Annotated in this window: 17 protein-coding genes; 12 read left to right on the top strand and 5 right to left on the bottom strand. The window is 65.7% G+C overall.

The genetic code is table 11. From position 1 onward, the window contains the following. The 6 genes from BTH42_RS02770 to BTH42_RS02740 all read left to right on the top strand — a co-directional run. Positions 1-1,145 (top strand): YhdP family protein (locus BTH42_RS02770; protein WP_305954763.1); only part of this gene is annotated, 1,145 nt, incomplete at its 5' end. Between the two features lie 161 nt (positions 1,146-1,306). Next, positions 1,307-2,170, top strand: a complete 864-nt coding sequence (locus BTH42_RS02765; protein WP_075295542.1) for a carbon-nitrogen hydrolase family protein — start codon at positions 1,307-1,309, stop codon at positions 2,168-2,170. A 93-nt stretch (positions 2,171-2,263) separates the two neighbouring features. Beyond that, positions 2,264-3,730 (top strand): metalloprotease TldD, encoded by a 1,467-nt coding sequence (gene tldD, locus BTH42_RS02760; RefSeq protein WP_075295540.1) that lies wholly within the window; start codon positions 2,264-2,266, stop codon positions 3,728-3,730. Between the two features lie 409 nt (positions 3,731-4,139). Then, complete coding sequence (gene aroG / locus BTH42_RS02750) at positions 4,140-5,213, top strand: 3-deoxy-7-phosphoheptulonate synthase AroG (RefSeq protein ID WP_075295538.1); 1,074 nt, start codon at positions 4,140-4,142, stop codon at positions 5,211-5,213. 203 nt (positions 5,214-5,416) lie between these two features. Further along, a complete protein-coding gene (locus BTH42_RS02745) occupies positions 5,417-5,761 on the top strand; it encodes a type II toxin-antitoxin system RelE/ParE family toxin (protein ID WP_075295536.1) in 345 nt (114 codons plus the stop codon). After that, positions 5,758-6,090 (top strand): helix-turn-helix domain-containing protein, encoded by a 333-nt coding sequence (locus tag BTH42_RS02740; RefSeq protein ID WP_075295534.1) that lies wholly within the window; start codon positions 5,758-5,760, stop codon positions 6,088-6,090. The genes BTH42_RS02745 and BTH42_RS02740 overlap by 4 nt, the downstream gene beginning before the upstream one ends. A gap of 64 nt (positions 6,091-6,154) precedes the next feature. Here BTH42_RS02740 and BTH42_RS02735 read toward each other — a convergent pair whose 3' ends face one another. Continuing rightward, the gene (locus tag BTH42_RS02735) at positions 6,155-6,709 is read right to left on the bottom strand and encodes a cob(I)yrinic acid a,c-diamide adenosyltransferase (protein ID WP_075295532.1); all 555 of its coding nucleotides are present in this window, start codon (positions 6,707-6,709) and stop codon (positions 6,155-6,157) included. Positions 6,710-6,954: 245 nt separating this feature from the next. On the opposite strand from BTH42_RS02735, the gene BTH42_RS02730 reads away from it, so the two are divergent. The 6 genes from BTH42_RS02730 to proC all read left to right on the top strand — a co-directional run bounded on the left by BTH42_RS02730 (position 6,955) and on the right by proC (position 14,174). Then, positions 6,955-8,370 carry an FAD-linked oxidase C-terminal domain-containing protein gene (locus BTH42_RS02730; RefSeq protein WP_075295530.1) on the top strand — a complete coding sequence of 472 codons (1,416 nt, stop codon included), beginning with the start codon at positions 6,955-6,957 and terminating at the stop codon, positions 8,368-8,370. Positions 8,371-8,517: 147 nt separating this feature from the next. Beyond that, positions 8,518-10,011 carry an FAD-linked oxidase C-terminal domain-containing protein gene (locus BTH42_RS02725; protein ID WP_075295529.1) on the top strand — a complete coding sequence of 498 codons (1,494 nt, stop codon included), beginning with the start codon at positions 8,518-8,520 and terminating at the stop codon, positions 10,009-10,011. Between the two features lie 175 nt (positions 10,012-10,186). Further along, entirely contained in the window at positions 10,187-11,275 is a 1,089-nt protein-coding gene (gene glcE / locus BTH42_RS02720; RefSeq protein WP_075295527.1) for a glycolate oxidase subunit GlcE, read from the top strand. 8 nt (positions 11,276-11,283) lie between these two features. After that, a complete protein-coding gene (gene glcF, locus BTH42_RS02715) occupies positions 11,284-12,510 on the top strand; it encodes a glycolate oxidase subunit GlcF (protein WP_075295525.1) in 1,227 nt (408 codons plus the stop codon). A 38-nt stretch (positions 12,511-12,548) separates the two neighbouring features. Continuing rightward, the gene (locus tag BTH42_RS02710; protein WP_075295523.1) at positions 12,549-13,259 is read left to right on the top strand and encodes a YggS family pyridoxal phosphate-dependent enzyme; all 711 of its coding nucleotides are present in this window, start codon (positions 12,549-12,551) and stop codon (positions 13,257-13,259) included. A gap of 99 nt (positions 13,260-13,358) precedes the next feature. Then, a complete protein-coding gene (gene proC, locus BTH42_RS02705; protein ID WP_075295521.1) occupies positions 13,359-14,174 on the top strand; it encodes a pyrroline-5-carboxylate reductase in 816 nt (271 codons plus the stop codon). A gap of 130 nt (positions 14,175-14,304) precedes the next feature. On the opposite strand, the gene ubiA is transcribed toward proC, so the two are convergent. The 4 genes from ubiA to BTH42_RS02685 all read right to left on the bottom strand — a co-directional run. Continuing rightward, positions 14,305-15,168, bottom strand: a complete 864-nt coding sequence (gene ubiA / locus BTH42_RS02700) for a 4-hydroxybenzoate octaprenyltransferase (RefSeq protein ID WP_075295519.1) — start codon at positions 15,166-15,168, stop codon at positions 14,305-14,307. 238 nt (positions 15,169-15,406) lie between these two features. Continuing rightward, positions 15,407-15,901 (bottom strand): Dps family protein, encoded by a 495-nt coding sequence (locus BTH42_RS02695; RefSeq protein ID WP_075295517.1) that lies wholly within the window; start codon positions 15,899-15,901, stop codon positions 15,407-15,409. Between the two features lie 118 nt (positions 15,902-16,019). Next, entirely contained in the window at positions 16,020-16,196 is a 177-nt protein-coding gene (locus tag BTH42_RS35325; RefSeq protein ID WP_178392105.1) for a hypothetical protein, read from the bottom strand. Positions 16,197-16,293: 97 nt separating this feature from the next. Next, positions 16,294-16,744, bottom strand: a 451-nt coding sequence (locus BTH42_RS02685; RefSeq protein WP_143751956.1) for a catalase-related domain-containing protein, incomplete at its 5' end; no start/stop codon positions are given.

Genomic DNA, 16,744 nt, shown 5'->3' with positions numbered 1-16,744 from the left:
CGACCCGCTTCGCGCTGCACCTCGACAAGCTGACGCTGCTCAACCGCCACTGGGACAACGTGATCGTCGGCGCGTCGCGCGACGAGCGCACCTGGCAGGCGAACATCGCGTCGAACCAGGTATCCGGCCACGTGTCCTGGCTGCCGGGCGCGACCCGCGATTCGCCCGGCTCGCTGCAGGCCCGCTTTGCGCGCGTGGTGATTCCGTCGGTGGCGGACAAGGATCTGCTCGGCCGCGCGATGTCGGCGCCCGCGCAGAACATGCCGTCGATCGATCTGATCGTGAACGAGCTGATCGTGCGCGATCGCAACGTCGGCCGGCTCGAAGTCGACGCGCACAACTTCGAGGAAAACGGCGTGCCGGTCTGGCAGCTCGACAAGCTCGATATCACGAACTCCGCAGCCACGCTCAGCGCGACCGCGAACTGGCGCACCTCGACCGAACTGCCCAGCGCCGCCGACGAAGCAACGCCGCGCCGCACCGTGTTCGATTTCAAACTCGACATCAAGGACGCGGGCGCGCTGCTCGAACAGCTCGGCCAGCCGAAGACGCTGAAGAACGGCCAAGGCTCGCTGGCCGGCAAGGTGGTGTGGCAAGGCGGCCCGACCACGATCGACTACTCGACACTGAACGGCAACCTCGCGCTCGACCTGCGCCACGGCCAGATCCTCAAGGTCGATCCGGGCGTCGCGACGCTGCTCGGCGTGCTGAGCCTGCAAAGCCTCGCGCGCATCGCCACGCTCGATTTCCGCGACGTGATCGGCGAAGGGCTGCCGTTCTCGAGCGTGACCGGGACCGCGCAGATTCATAACGGCATCGGCCGCACCGACAATTTCCGGATGGTGACCGCGCCGGCGCGCGTGGAGATGAGCGGCTCGGTCGATATCGCGCAGAAGAGCCAGGACCTGCATCTGCACGTGGTGCCGACCGTCAGCGCGGGCGCCGCGGTGATCGCCGCGGCGGTCGTCAATCCGTTGATCGGGCTCGGCGCGCTGGTCGCCGATATCGCGCTCACGCATTCGGTGTCGCACGTGTTCGCGCGCGAGTACGCGATCACCGGTTCGTGGACGCAACCGCACGTGCAGCGGGTGACCACCGAACGGGGTAAGATGGACGCTCCGGCTTCGACCGTGGAAGCGCACTGAATTGGCCGGCTGAAAGGCCAGCCGGGCGTGGTTTGCGGACCCGCAGCCGCCCCCCGATCCAGCGCGCCGACCGTCGCGAAACCAGTCCTGAACGACGCCGGCAGCGGCCGCCAGCAGCAACGCCGCGCGCCCCCGCCCTGCCGCAGCCTTTCGACACGCTCATGAGCGAAACACACGTCTCTTCCTCATCGCCCGCCGCGGCCTCCAGCGGTTCCCTCGCCAGCACCTTCCGGGTCGCCGCGCTGCAGATGGTCAGCACGCCCGACCGCGAGCGCAATCTGGCCGACGCCGAACGCCTGATCGCCGAAGCCGTCGCCGACGGCGCGCAACTCGTGCTGCTGCCCGAGTACTTCTGCTTCATGGGCTTCAAGGACACCGACAAGCTGACTGTGCGCGAGCCGTATCAGGACGGCCCGGTCCAGCGCTTTCTGGCCGACGCCGCGCGCCGCCACCGCATCTGGGTGATCGGCGGCACGCTGCCGGTCACCGCGCCGGAAGCGTCGCGGGTGCTGAACACGACGCTCGTGTTCGGCCCGGACGGCAACGAGGCCGCGCGCTACGACAAGATCCACCTGTTCAACTTCGAAAAAGGCGAGGAATCGTTCGACGAAGCCCGCACGATCCGCCCCGGCGCCGAGGTCCGTACCTTCGACGCGCCGTTCGGCCGGGTCGGCCTGTCGGTCTGCTACGATCTGCGCTTTCCGGAGCTGTACCGGCGCATGGGCGACTGCGCGCTGATCGTGGTGCCGTCGGCGTTCACCTATACGACCGGCCGCGCGCACTGGGAGCTGCTGCTGCGCGCCCGCGCGGTCGAAAACCAGTGCTACGTGCTGGCCGCCGCGCAAGGCGGCAAACATGAAAACGGCCGCCGCACCTGGGGCCACAGCATGCTGATCGACCCGTGGGGCGAGATCGTCGCGGTGCGCGACGAAGGCGCCGGCGTGGTCGCCGGCAATCTCGAACGCGCACGGATCGACGAAGTGCGGCAGAGCCTGCCCGCATGGCGTCATCGCGTGCTGACCTGAATCCGAATCCGCCATTGAAACCGCGGCGCCCGTCTCGCATATAGCGACACCCGCGCTCCCCGACCCCTTCGTATCGAGCAGAACATACTTCGCATGAACATCATCGAACCCGGTATCCGTAATCTCGCCGCCGCCAAGGACATCCTCCTGACGCCCTACGGTCTCGACGAATCGCTGCTCACCCGCACGCTCGCCGAAATCTTCACGCACCGCGTCGACTACGCGGACCTGTACTTCCAGGCGACCCGCAGCGAAGCGTGGAGCCTCGAGGAAGGCATCGTGAAGTCGGGCAGCTTCAGCATCGATCAGGGCGTCGGCGTGCGCGCCGTGTCCGGCGACCGCACCGCGTTCGCGTACTCGGACGACCTGTCGCCCGAAGCGATCCGCCAGGCGGCCATCGCGACCCGCGCAATCGCCAAGGCGGGCGGCGGCAAGCAGAAGATCAAGGTGGCGTCGTCGCTGACCGGCATCGCCGGGCGCGATCTGTATCTGCCGTCCGATCCGCTGCAGTCGCTCGACGCGACCGCCAAGGTCAAGCTGCTCGAGCGCATCGAGCAGATGGCGCGCGGCCGCGATCCGCGCATCCAGCAGGTAATGGCGGGCCTCGCCGGCGAATACGACGTGGTGCTGGTCGCGCGCAGCGACGGCGGCTTCGCGGCCGACATCCGGCCACTGGTGCGCGTGTCGGTCACTGTGATCGCCGAGCAGAACGGCCGCCGCGAAATCGGCAGCGGCGGCGGCGGCGGCCGCTTCGACTACGGCTATTTCACCGACGAAGTGCTGTCGCGCTACGTCGACGACGCGGTCCACTCGGCGCTCGTGAATCTCGAAGCGCGGCCGGCGCCGGCTGGCGCGATGACCGTCGTGCTCGGCCCGGGCTGGCCCGGCGTGCTGCTGCACGAAGCGATCGGCCACGGGCTGGAGGGCGACTTCAACCGCAAGGGCTCGTCGGCGTTCGCTGGCCGCATCGGCGAACAGGTCGCCGCGAAGGGCGTGACGGTCGTCGACGACGGCACGCTGCCGAATCGCCGCGGCTCGCTGAACATCGACGACGAAGGCAACCCGACCCAGTGCACGACGCTGATCGAGGACGGCATCCTGAAGGGCTATATCCAGGACACGCTGAACGCGCGTCTGATGAAGATGCCGATCACCGGCAACGCGCGGCGCGAATCGTACGCGGCACTGCCGATGCCGCGCATGACCAACACCTACATGCTGAACGGCGACAAGGACCCGCAGGAAATTCTCGCGTCCGTGAAGAACGGCCTCTACGCGGTGAACTTCGGCGGCGGCCAGGTCGACATCACGAACGGCAAGTTCGTGTTCTCGGCGTCCGAGGCGTACATGATCGAAAACGGCAAGATCACCTATCCGGTGAAGGGCGCGACGCTGATCGGCAGCGGCCCGGAGTCGCTGAAGTACGTGACGATGATCGGCAACGACATGAAGCTCGATTCGGGCGTCGGCGTGTGCGGCAAGGAAGGCCAGAGCGTGCCGGTGGGCGTCGGTCAGCCCACGTTGCGAATCGAGAAGATGACGGTCGGCGGCACGGCCTGATTTTGCGACCGATGCACGTTTCGCGCATTCATCGCGCGAAACGTGCGGATTTTCCGCATTTTTCGATGCCCCGGCTTGTCAGCCGAGCCTGTACCGGGTTATAAACTCAGTCACCCTTTTTTGACCAGCGACCCATTTCACTCGCCATGTCCGCCAAGTTTTATTTTTACTTTTTCTGGTATCTCAGACCGCTGGCGGATCGAGAGGGGTGTTAGTGCACGTAGGACACCGAGAATTCCCGAAAAACCGCCAGCGAGTCTGGCGGTTTTTTTTCGCCTCACGATTTTGCAACCGCATCTGACATTTTGTCGTTGACCATTTTTTGATTGTCGTCCGCTCAGGCATCGCTATCCGATCGTAACCGCCGTTGCCCGCGCGAACACGCTACAAACCGATTCAGGAGAACCAAATGCCCCCGCACAATACCGACGATGTCCGCATCCGCGAATTGAAAGAACTCACGCCGCCCGCTCACCTGATCCGCGAATTCGCGTGCGACGAAACGGTGTCGAACGTGATCTACGAAGCACGCAGCGCGATGCATCGCATCCTGCACGGGATGGACGATCGCCTGATCGTCGTGATCGGCCCGTGCTCGATTCACGACACCCGTGCCGCGCTCGAATACGCGGGCCGTCTGATCGAGCAGCGCAAGCGTTTCGCCGGCGAACTCGAGATCGTGATGCGCGTGTACTTCGAAAAGCCGCGCACGACGGTGGGCTGGAAGGGTCTCATCAACGACCCGCACATGGACAACAGCTTCAAGATCAACGAAGGCCTGCGCACCGCGCGCGAGCTGCTGCTGCGGATCAACGAACTCGGCCTGCCGGCCGGCACCGAATACCTCGACATGATCAGCCCGCAGTACATCGCGGATCTGATCTCGTGGGGCGCGATCGGCGCGCGCACGACCGAATCGCAGGTGCATCGCGAGCTCGCGTCGGGCCTGTCGTGCCCGGTCGGCTTCAAGAACGGCACGGACGGCAACGTCAAGATCGCCGTCGACGCGATCAAGGCGGCCTCGCAGCCGCACCATTTCCTGTCGGTCACGAAGGGCGGCCACTCGGCGATCGTGTCGACCGCCGGCAATGAGGACTGCCATGTGATCCTGCGCGGCGGCAAGACGCCGAACTACGACGCGGACAGCGTCAACGCGGCCTGCGCGGACATCGGCAAGGCCGGGCTCGCCGCGCGTCTGATGATCGACGCGAGCCACGCGAACAGCTCGAAGAAGCACGAGAACCAGATTCCGGTGTGCGCGGATATCGGCCGTCAGATCGCCGCGGGCGACGAGCGTATCGTCGGCGTGATGGTCGAATCGCACCTCGTGGCGGGCCGCCAGGACCTGAAGGAAGGCTGCCAGCTCACGTACGGCCAGAGCATTACCGATGCGTGCATCGGCTGGGACGAAAGCGTCGCCGTGCTCGAAGGTCTCGCGGAAGCGGTCCGGCAACGCCGCGTCGCGCGCGGCAGCGGCAACTGAGTAGCGGCCGCGTCGCCGGCCCGGCGACTCGTCAGTAGTGCGCAGTAATAACCCGGTTCGGTTTCGAACCGGGTTTTTTATTGGCCATTCGGCCGAATGGTGCTCGCACAGTCGCCTCGATACCGTAACAGCTCGATGCCAGGTCACTTGCGTGACTTGACCTGGGGAGTTGTTGGGTATAAAGTTTTATACATGAGGCGCTGATGGAGCAGGAAAAAGAAATTCGCTGGCTAGGCTCCAGCTATCGCGATTTGCTCGCCTTTCCGGATGAAGCGCGTCGTCTCGCCGGGTTTCAACTCGGCAAAATTCAGGCAGGACTCGACCCGGACGACTGGAAGCCGTTCGAGTCGATCGGCCCGGGAACGCGCGAAATTCGCATCAGGGAAGAAGACGGCATTTTTCGCGTGATGTACGTGACCAAATACGAGGAAGCGCTTTACGTACTGCACTGCTTTCAGAAGAAAGTGCAGAAGCTCGGCGCCCACGACAGAAAAATTGCCGCAACGCGCTACCGCGCGATCACTCACTACAGGACCCTCCAGCCATGACGATCGACACCAAAATTCGTCACGTAACACCGCCCGGCGCGAACGTGTTCCTTGAACTCGGCTTTTCGGCCGCGGAGGCGAAGCGTCTGCACGCCGCGTCGCAAAAGCAGATCAACGACACGCGGCTGCTCAAGGAACAACTGATGACCGAGCTGTCCAGCTGGATCGAACAGCATCATCTGAAGCAGGCCGAGGCCGCTGAAATTCTGATGGTGTCGCGACCGCGCGTGTCCGATGTCGTCAACAAGAAAACCACCAAGTTCACGATCGACACGCTGGTCGAAATGCTCAGCCGCATCGGCAAGCCGGTGACGCTGGCAATCGGTTAAGAACGGCTTTTGCGCGGCGCCGAATCAGGCTATTCGCGCAGGCGCGCGTCGTTCCGCGCGTCGTTCAATGCGTGCCGCGATCGTGCTGCCACAGCACGTCAGTGCCGCCGTCCGCGCGGTTGAGCACGCGGGCCAGCACGAACAGCAGGTCGGACAGCCGGTTCACGTACTGACGCGGCGCCGCGTTGATCTCTTCGTGTTCGCCGAGCGCCACGATCGCGCGTTCCGCGCGGCGGCAAACAGTGCGGCACACATGCGCGAGCGCGGCCGAGCGCGAGCCGCCCGGCAAGATGAATTCCTTCAGCGGCGGCAACGCCGCGTTGTAGTCGGCAAGCCAGCCGTCGAGTTGCGCGAGGTGCCGGTCGGTGATCATCGTGTGACCGGGAATGCACAGCTCGCCGCCCAGATCGAACAGGTCGTGCTGGATCGCGACCAGCGCCGCGCGCACGTTGTCCGGCAGGCTTTCGCACAACAGCACGCCGAGATTCGAATTGAGTTCGTCGACGTCGCCGATCGCGGCGATCCGCGCGCTGTCCTTGCGGACCCGGCGGCCATCGCCGAGACCAGTGGTACCGTCGTCGCCGGTGCGAGTGGCGATCTTGCTCAGGCGATTGCCCATGATGTCTCCCATACGTTCAGTGGTGCTGCGCACGCAACCACGCGACACGCTCGCGCAACAGCCATACCCAGGCCGATTGCGGACCACGTTTGCCCATCTTGCGCGCAGCGCCGGATCGCCGCCATTATATGGGCGCACGCGAGCCTGCAAGCGAGCCCGCCCACGCGCCGGCTCGCAAACGAACGGCGTAAAATGAAACGCTTGCTGCGAACCAAACCGCACCCCCAAGACATCAGGAGACATGCGTGAACCATCCCGTGCCGCCGGCCCCGCTGCGCCGGCCGTTTCCCGCCGAATTGCTGAACGAACTGAAAACCGCATTCGGCGAACGCGTGTCGGTCGCTGAAGCCGTCCGCGCGCATCACGGCCGCGACGAGTCACCGTTCGATCCCCAACTGCCCGACGCCGTCGTCTTCGCGCGCACGACCGAAGACGTGCAAACCGTGGTCAAACTCTGCGGCCGCTACGACGTGCCGATCATTCCGTACGGCAACGGCTCGTCGCTCGAAGGTCATCTGCTCGCGGTGCAAGGCGGCGTGTCGATCGATCTGTCGGAAATGAACCGGGTGCTATCGATCAACGCCGAAGACCTCACGGTCACCGTCGAGCCGGGCATCTCGCGCAAGCAGCTGAACGAAGCGCTGCGCGACACCGGCCTGTTCTTCCCGATCGACCCGGGCGCGGACGCGAGCATCGGCGGGATGTCGGCGACGCGCGCGTCGGGGACCAACGCGGTGCGCTACGGCACGATGCGCGAAAACGTGCTCGGCCTGACGGTCGTGCTCGCCGACGGTCGCGTGATCAAGACCGGCACGCGCGCGCGCAAATCGTCGGCGGGCTACGATCTGACGCGTTTGTTCGTCGGTTCGGAGGGCACGCTCGGCGTGATCACCGAAATCACGCTGCGCCTCTATCCGCAGCCTGAGGCGGTATCGGCCGCGGTGTGCACGTTCCCGTCGATGGGCGATGCGGTGCGCGCGGTGATCGAGACGATCCAGATCGGCGTGCCGATCGCGCGCGTCGAATTCGTCGATTCGCTCGCGATCCGCTCGATCAATCGTCACTCGAACCTGACGCTGCGCGAAGCGCCGACCCTCTTCTTCGAATTCCACGGCACCGAGGCCGGTGTCAAAGAGCAAGCCGAACTGGTGCAGGAAATCGCCGCGCAAAATGCCGGCGAAGGCTTCGAATGGGCGACCCGGCCCGAAGACCGCAGCCGTCTGTGGAACGCGCGTCACAACGCTTACTTCGCGATGCTGCAACTGAAGCCCGGTTGCCGCGCGGTGACGACGGATGTCTGCGTGCCGATCTCGCGGCTCGCCGAATGCGTGGTCGAAACCGAGCAGGATCTGAACGCGTCGCCGCTGCCCTGCCCGATCGTCGGCCATGTCGGCGACGGCAATTTCCACGTCGCGATCCTGATCGATCCGGACAAGCCCGAAGAACTCGAAGAAGCCGAGCGCCTGAACCATCGCATCGTGCAGCGCGCGCTGCGGATGGACGGCACCTGCACCGGCGAGCATGGCGTCGGCCTGCACAAGATGGCGTTCCTGCTCGAAGAACACGGCGACGTCGCAGTCGACACGATGCGCTCGATCAAGCACGCGCTCGATCCGCGCAACCTGATGAACCCGGGCAAGATCTTCGCCTGGGCGGCCTGACGAAAGATCGGGACAGAGGCCGGGCGCGGCGGCATTTCAGCGGCCGCCGCGCCGGCTTCGCAGTGAGGCGGCCCTGAGCAGGGCCGCCCGCAACCGCCGGCGCGAACGCAAAGCCGGCCTGGCGCAAGCCACGAGGAGACGAGTCTGATGAACGCACCCGCTGAACTGTCGGCCGAAGTGCTCGCGCAACGGCAGCGCGAAGTCGTGCAGGCGCTGATGGCCGTGTTGCCGACCCACTGTCTGCTGTATCGCGAGGAAGACACGGTCGCGTATGAATGCGACGGCCTCGCCGCCTACCGGCGCCTGCCGCTCGCGGTCGCGCTGCCCGAAACCGAATCGCAGGTGCAGCGCATCGTGCAGATCTGCCACCGGCTGCAGGTGCCGATCGTGCCGCGCGGCGCGGGCACCGGGCTGTCCGGCGGCGCGATGCCGATCGTGCACGGCGTGGTGGTGTCGCTCGCGCGCTTTCGCAAGATCGTCGAAGTCGATTCGTATGCGCGTACCGCGACCGTGCAGCCCGGCGTGCGCAATCTGGCGATCTCCGAGGCGGCCGCACCGTACGGCCTTTACTACGCGCCGGACCCGTCGTCGCAGATCGCCTGCACGATCGGCGGCAACGTGTCCGAGAACTCCGGCGGCGTCCATTGCCTGAAGTACGGCCTCACCGTGCACAACGTGCTGCGGGTGCGCGCGGTGACGATGGAAGGCGAGATCGTCGAGTTCGGCTCGCTCGCGCCGGATGCGCCGGGGCTCGATCTGCTCGCGGTGCTGATCGGCAGCGAGGGGATGTTCGCGATCGTCACCGAGGTCACCGTCAAGCTGATTCCGAAGCCGCAAACCGCGCAGGTGATCATGGCGAGCTTCGACGACGTGATCAAAGGCGGCGATGCGGTCGCCGGCATCATCGCGGCGGGCATCATCCCGGCCGGCCTCGAAATGATGGACAAGCCGGCCACCCGCGCGGTCGAGGAATTCGTCAACGCGGGCTACGACCTCGACGCGGCGGCGATCCTGCTGTGCGAATCGGACGGCACGCCCGAGGAAGTCGCGAACGAAATCGTGCGCATGACCGCGGTGCTGCGCGAGCACGGCGCGACCCGTATCCAGATCTCGCGTTCGGATGCTGAGCGGCTGCGCTTCTGGTCCGGGCGCAAGAACGCATTCCCGGCCGCCGGCCGTATTTCGCCCGACTACTACTGCATGGACGGCACCGTGCCGCGCCGCAGTATCGGGCCGCTGCTCGCGCGCATCGAGGAGATGGAGAAAAAGTACCGACTGCGTTGCATCAACGTGTTCCATGCCGGCGACGGCAACATGCATCCGCTGATCCTGTTCAACGGCAACGACCAGGACGAGTGGCACCGCGCCGAGGAATTCGGTTCCGACATTCTCGAAGCGTGCGTCGAACTCGGCGGCACGGTGACGGGCGAACACGGCGTCGGCATCGAGAAAATCAATTCGATGTGCGTGCAGTTCTCGCCGGAAGAGCGCGACGCGTTCCACGCGGTCAAGCGCGCGTTCGACAGCCCCGGCCTGCTCAATCCGGACAAGGGCATCCCCACGCGCGCGCGCTGCGCCGAATACGGCAAGATGCACGTGCGCGGCGGGCTGCTGCCCCACCCCGAATTGCCGCGCTTCTAGCGGACGCCGCGCGCGGCGTGCATCGACCGGCGCTTCGCGGGCCGAGCCGCGCGCCGGCGCCGCTTCCCGCGCGGCCCGCGAAGCGCGCCAGGCAGGCCGCCGATGCGGGTCCGCTCCGGCTTGCCAGCGCGCCGCCGCCAGGTACAATCAACCGACACACAACGAGCAGGACACCATGGAAGAGGACGACATCGTCGCCGTATGGTCCGAACGCGTGCGTTCGGCCAGCGCCGAAGGAAGCGCGTTGCGCATCCGTGGCGGCGGCACCAAGGACTGGTACGGCCAGGCGCTGGAAGGCGAGATCCTCGACACGCGCGCTTATCGCGGCATCATCTCGTACGATCCCGCCGAGCTCGTGATCACCGCGCGCGCCGGCACCCCCCTGCTGGAAATCGAGGCCGCGCTCGCCGAGCACGATCAGATGCTCGCGTTCGAGCCGCCGCACTTCGGCCCGCAGGCCACCTTCGGCGGCTGCATCGCGGCCGGCATTTCCGGACCGCGCCGCCCAGCGGTGGGCGCCGTGCGCGACTTCGTGCTCGGCGCGGTCATCATGAACGGCCAGGGCCAGACGCTGCACTTCGGCGGCCAGGTCGTGAAGAACGTTGCCGGCTACGACGTATCGCGTCTGCTGGCCGGCTCGCTCGGCACGCTCGGCCTGATCCTCGAACTATCGATCAAGGTACTGCCGCTGCCGCAGTCCGAAGCGACATTGAAGTTCGACATGAACGGCACCGACGCCGTGCGCAAGCTCAACGAATGGGGCGGCCGGCCGCTGCCGATCACCGCCAGCGCATGGCGCAACGGCACGCTCGCGGTACGGCTCGCGGGCGCCGAGGCGGCCGTCAAGGCGGCGCGCACCGGGCTCGGCGGCGAAGTCGTCGATGCGGTCGAAGCCGAACGTTTCTGGGCCGGCCTGCGCGAGCAGACCGATTCGTTCTTCGCGGCGATTCCGCCGAAGGCCGCGCTGTGGCGCCTCGCGCTGCCGTCGATCACCGAGCCGCTGCAACTGCCCGGCGCGCAACTGATGGAATGGGGCGGCGGCCAGCGCTGGTGGATCACCGACACCGACGCGCAAACCGTGCGCATCAGCGCGAAGCAGGCCGGCGGCCACGCCACTATTTTCCGCAGCGGCCACGGCTACGACCGCAGCGCCGGCGTATTCACACCGCTGCCCGCGCCGTTGATGAAAATTCATCGCGGCCTCAAACACGCTTTCGATCCTGCCCGCGTGTTCAACCGCGGCCGTCTCTATTCCGACTTCTGAGCGACGCGATGCAAACCAACCTCGCGGACTTCATTCGCAACACCCCCGATGGCGACGAAGCCGACTCGATCCTGCGCAAGTGCGTGCATTGCGGTTTCTGCACGGCCACCTGCCCGACCTATCAGCTGCTCGGCGACGAACTCGACGGCCCGCGCGGGCGCATCTATCTGATCAAGCAGATGGTCGAAGGCGCGCCGGTCACGCGCAGCACCCAGGTGCATCTGGACCGCTGCCTGACCTGCCGCAGTTGCGAGACGACCTGCCCGTCCGGCGTCCAGTATGGGCGGCTGGTCGAAATCGGCCGCAAGCTGACCGAACAGAAAGTCACGCGGCCGCTGAACCAGCGGCTCACGCGTCGCCTGCTCGCGACCGTCGTGCCGAACAGCGCGATCTTCACGCCCGCGATGCGGGTCGGTCAGCACGTGCGCGGACTGCTGCCGAAAAAGCTGCGCGACAAGGTCCCGCCGCGCCAGCGCCCGCTCGCCTGGCCGAACGCGAAGCACGAGCGCAAGATGCTGATGCTCGCGGGCTGCGTGCAACCGTCGATGATGCCGAACGTGAACATCGCGACCGCGCGGGTGTTCGACGCGCTCGGCATCGAAACGGTGGTCGCGCCGGAGGCCGGCTGCTGCGGCGCGATCCGCCTGCACCTCGGCTACAACGACGAAGCGCTCGACGACCTGCGCGCGAACATCGACGCCTGGTGGCCGTATGTCGAACAGGGCGTCGAGGCGATCGTGATGAACGCGTCGGGCTGCGGCGCGACGGTCAAGGAATACGCGCACCTGCTGCGCCACGACCCGCACTATGCGGAGAAGGCGCGCCGCATCGTCGAACTGACGCGCGACGTCTCTGAAATCCTGCCGGAATTCGAAGAGCAGTTAGCCGCGATCACGCGGCGCCGCTCGGTGCATACGGTCGCGTTTCATCCGCCCTGCACGCTGCAGCACGGTCAGCAGATTCGCGGCAAGGTCGAGCAGTTGCTGACCGCGCTCGGCGTCGAAGTGCGTCTGCCCGCCGACAGTCATCTATGCTGCGGCTCGGCCGGCACCTATTCGCTGACGCAGCCGCGCCTGTCGTACGCGTTGCGCGACCAGAAACTCGAGCGCTTGCAGGCGCAGGAACCGCAGGTGATCGTGTCGGCCAACGTCGGTTGCATCTCGCATTTGCAGAGCGGCACGTCGACGCCGGTCGCGCATTGGATCGAACTGGTCGAGCACATGCTGTCCGTATAATCGGGGCATCGTCTTTCGCTGAACACCGGCCTCGCTCCATGTCCGATCTGGATCAACACCTCGCTCACAATCTCGCCGACGTGCAACAGCGCATCGCGGCGGCCGCGCAAGCGGCCGGCCGCGATACGCAGTCCGTCATGCTGCTCGCGGTCTCCAAAACGTTTCCCGCCGACGCGGTGCGCGCCGCCCATGCGGCCGGTCAGCGCGCATTCGGCGAAAACTACGTGCAGGAAGCACTCGACAAAATCCAGACGCTAGCCGATCTGCGGGCGTCGCTCGAATGGCATTTCATCGGGCCGCTGCAATCGAACAAGACGCGGCCGGTCGCCGAGCAGTTCGACTGGGTGCATTCGGTCGATCGCCTGAAGATCGCGCAGCGGCTGTCGGAGCAGCGCCCCGATCATCTGCGGCCGTTGAACGTGTGCTTGCAGGTCAACGTCAGCGGCGAGGCGTCGAAAAGCGGCGTCGCTATCGCGGAGGCGGCCGATATCGCGCAGCAGATCGCCGCGCTGCCGAAGCTGAAGCTGCGCGGACTGATGTCGATCCCCGAACCGGCCGACGAACTCGACGCGCAACGCGCGCCGCATCGCGTGCTGCGCGAACTGTTCGAGCGTTTGCGCGCCGACGGGCTCGCGCTCGATACGCTGTCGATGGGCATGTCGGCCGATCTCGAAGCGGCCGTGCTCGAAGGCGCGACGATCGTGCGCATCGGCACCGCGATCTTCGGCGCGCGCGATTACTCGCACTGAATCACTGAATCACCGGCAAAGCGGCGCACAGCCCGCGCGGGTCCGTCGCCGCATCCCCGGCTTCTCCCTGACTCTCTTCTGAACCTCATCCGGACCATCATGAAAATTGCGTTTATCGGCGGCGGCAACATGGCCGCGGCGTTGATCGGCGGCCTCATCAAGCGTGGCGTCGCGCCCGCGGACCTGTACGCGATCGATCCGAACGAAGACGCGCGCAAGCGCAACGAGCAGCAATTCGGCATCCGCACCGGCGCGGCCGCCGACGCCGCGCTCGCCGGCTACGACGCGGTCGTGCTCGCGGTGAAGCCGCAGATCCTGAAGAGCGTCGCCGAAGCGGTCGCGCCGCATCTGAACGCGTCGCAACTGGCGATCAGCATCGTCGCGGGGATCCGCATCGACGACATGTCGCGCTGGCTCGGCGGCCATGCCCGCATCGTGCGCGTGATGCCGAATACGCCGGCGCTGATCGGCATGGGCGTGACGGGTTTGGTGGCCACAACCAGCGTCGATGAAGCGGGCCGCGCGCTCGCATCGCAAGTGCTCGGCGCGGTCGGCGACACCGTCTGGTTCGACGACGAAGCGAAGATCGACGCGGTCACCGCGATCTCGGGCAGCGGGCCGGCCTACGTGTTCTATTTCATCGAGGCGCTGCAGGAAGCCGCGCGCCAGTTGGGGATGGACGAAGCGCAAGGCCGCGCGCTCGCGGTCGCGACCTTCACCGGCGCCGCGCAACTCGCGGCGAATTCGGATGAGCCTCCGAGCGTGCTGCGCGAACGCGTGACGTCGAAGGGCGGCACGACCGCGGCGGCGTTGGCATCGTTCGACGCGAGCGGGATCAAGGACGCGATCGTGCGCGGCGCGCTCGCCGCCGATGCGCGCGCGAAAGAGATGGGCGACGAGTTCGGCAAGCAGTAAAGCCACGCGGCTAGCTCGCCGTAGAAGCAGAAACGCCGTAGCGCTGCGCCCTGTCGAATCAGCGGCAAGCGTCTACGGCGTTCAGAAACAACCGCGGTCTCAAACAGTCGTTGAGACCGCGCGTAAAAAATTAAAACGAAGCAGCCGCGTAATGCGCGGCAATCCCCGCGAACAGCGCGCCGCCGAGCCAGTTGTTATGACGGAACGCGGCAAAACACGGCATCCGCTCGCGATTGCGAATCAGCGTGTAGTGATAGATCGCGCAGCCCACCGCGCCGGCCCAGCCGAGCCAGTACAGCAACCCAAAGCCGAGCGTCAAACCGATGCCGACGTAAATCCCCAACGTCACCGCATAGCACAGCATCACCGCGGCCACGTCGAAGCGGCCGAACGTCAGCGCCGACGTGCGAATACCGATCTTGATGTCGTCGTCGCGATCGACCATCGCGTATTCGGTGTCGTACGCGACCGCCCAGAAGATGTTCGCGAGCAGCATCACCCACGCGAGCAGCGGCACATGGTCCAGCACCGCGGCGAACGCCATCGGAATGCCGAAGCCGAACGCGATGCCGAGATACGCCTGCGGAATCGCAAAGAAACGTTTCATGAACGGATAGGTGCCGGCGACGAACAGCGCGACCACCGACAGCTGCTTGGTCAACGCATTGAGCGGCAGGATCAGCAGAAACGCGACCAGCGACAAAGCCGCCGCGAGCACCACCGCTTCCCACGCCTTGATCTTGCCCGACGTGAGCGGCCGGTTTTCTGTGCGCTTCACGTAGCGGTCGAAATCGCGGTCCGCGTAATCGTTGATCGCGCAGCCGGCCGAGCGCATCAGCACCGTGCCGACGGTGAAAATCACCAGCAGTTGCCAGGACGGATGACCGCCGGACGCGATCCACAAAGCGTTGAGCGTCGGCCACAGCAGCAGCAGGCTGCCGATCGGCTTGTCCATGCGCACGAGGCGCAGATACAGGGGGAGTCGGGCGAACATGGGACGAATTCGGTGAAGTGCGAACACGGTCCCGCTATTCTACGGGAAGCGGATGAGCCGGCTGGCTCGACGCGGTACAGGCTGGTTCGTACCGCGCGCACAGCCGTTCGACACGCGCGGCGGCGCCGCAAAAAACAAAGCCTCCCGAGCGGGAGGCTTGTTCATTTCATTCGCAGCACGAAGTGGACGTCGCCCACTTCGTTATGGCTGCCACTCACATGCAGTGAGCGGCCTGGACTTAAGCCAGCAGCGAGCGCAGCATCCACGCGGTCTTTTCGTGCGTCTGCATGCGTTGCGTGAGCAGGTCGGCGGTCGGTTCGTCGTTGGCGGCTTCCGTCGACGGGAAGATCGCGCGCGCGGTGCGCACCACGGCTTCCTGACCTTCCACGAGCTGGCGGATCATGTCTTCAGCAGCCGGCACGCCGTCCGCTTCCGGAATCGACGACAGCTTCGCGAATTCCTTGTAGCTGCCCGGCGCATGCACGCCCAGCGCGCGGATACGTTCGGCGATCGCGTCGACCGCGAGCGCAAGTTCGTTGTACTGCGTTTCGAACATCAGATGCAGCGTGTTGAACATCGGACCCGTGACGTTCCAGTGGAAGTTGTGGGTCTTCAGGTACAGCGTGTAGGTGTCCGCGAGCAGACGCGACAGACCGTCTGCAATCTTCTTGCGATCCTTGTCGCTGATCCCGATGTTGACATGCTGTACGGCTGCGGCTTCTTTTTTGGCCATGATGACTCCTTCGAAGAGTGATACGAACCGGTCGGCAAATGATGATCTGCACGAGCAGACATAAGACGTTCGACAGTGTAGCGTGAAATGCCGCAAGGTTCGCGTAACGTGCGCTCGCTCAGCCGCCCTGCAGGTGCTGCAACGCCTGCGCGCCGAGCACCGCGAAACCGCCCGCGACGATCGCGAAACCGACCATCTTGCGCAGCAGCCAGGCCTGCCGTTGCCGCTCGATACTACGACTACGCGCCGCGGCCGAAGCGCCGTTGCCTGCGATTGCCATCATCATCTGGATCATGCCTGTACTCCCGGTTCGAATCGTGACGGGCGGCGCGCGCTGCGCCCCGCCCGTCGATTGCATTGCTACTGCGTGCTAACCACCGTTGCTCCGGCGATCAGGCTTTCTTGCCTTCCTGCAACGCGGCCAACGCCGCGACCACCCCTTCCGCATAAGCCGGATCGGCGCGACGGAAATGCTCGATCTGACGCGCGATGATGTCTTGCGGCACGCCGTCGATATGTCGCGCGATGTTGCCGAACAGACGCTCACGCTGCGCCGCGTCGAACAGCTTGAACAGCATGCCCGGCTGCGTGTAGTAATCGTCGTCCTCGCGATGGTCGTAACGATCGACCGCGCCCGCCGCCAGCGGCGGCTCCGCCGCATTCGGGTCCTGCGCGAAGTCGCCGAAGCGGTTCGGCTCGTAGTTCACGTTGCCGCCGAGATTGCCATCGGTGCGCATCGCGCCGTCGCGATGGAACGAATGCGGATTCGGCACGCGCGGCGCATTCACCGGAATCTGGTGGTGATTGATGCCGAGCCGGTAGCGCTGCGTGTCGCCGTACGAG

The sequence above is a fragment of the Burkholderia sp. SRS-W-2-2016 genome, assembly GCF_001931485.1.
Taxonomy (GTDB): domain Bacteria; phylum Pseudomonadota; class Gammaproteobacteria; order Burkholderiales; family Burkholderiaceae; genus Paraburkholderia.
This window is presented reverse-complemented; position numbering and strand designations above follow the sequence as displayed.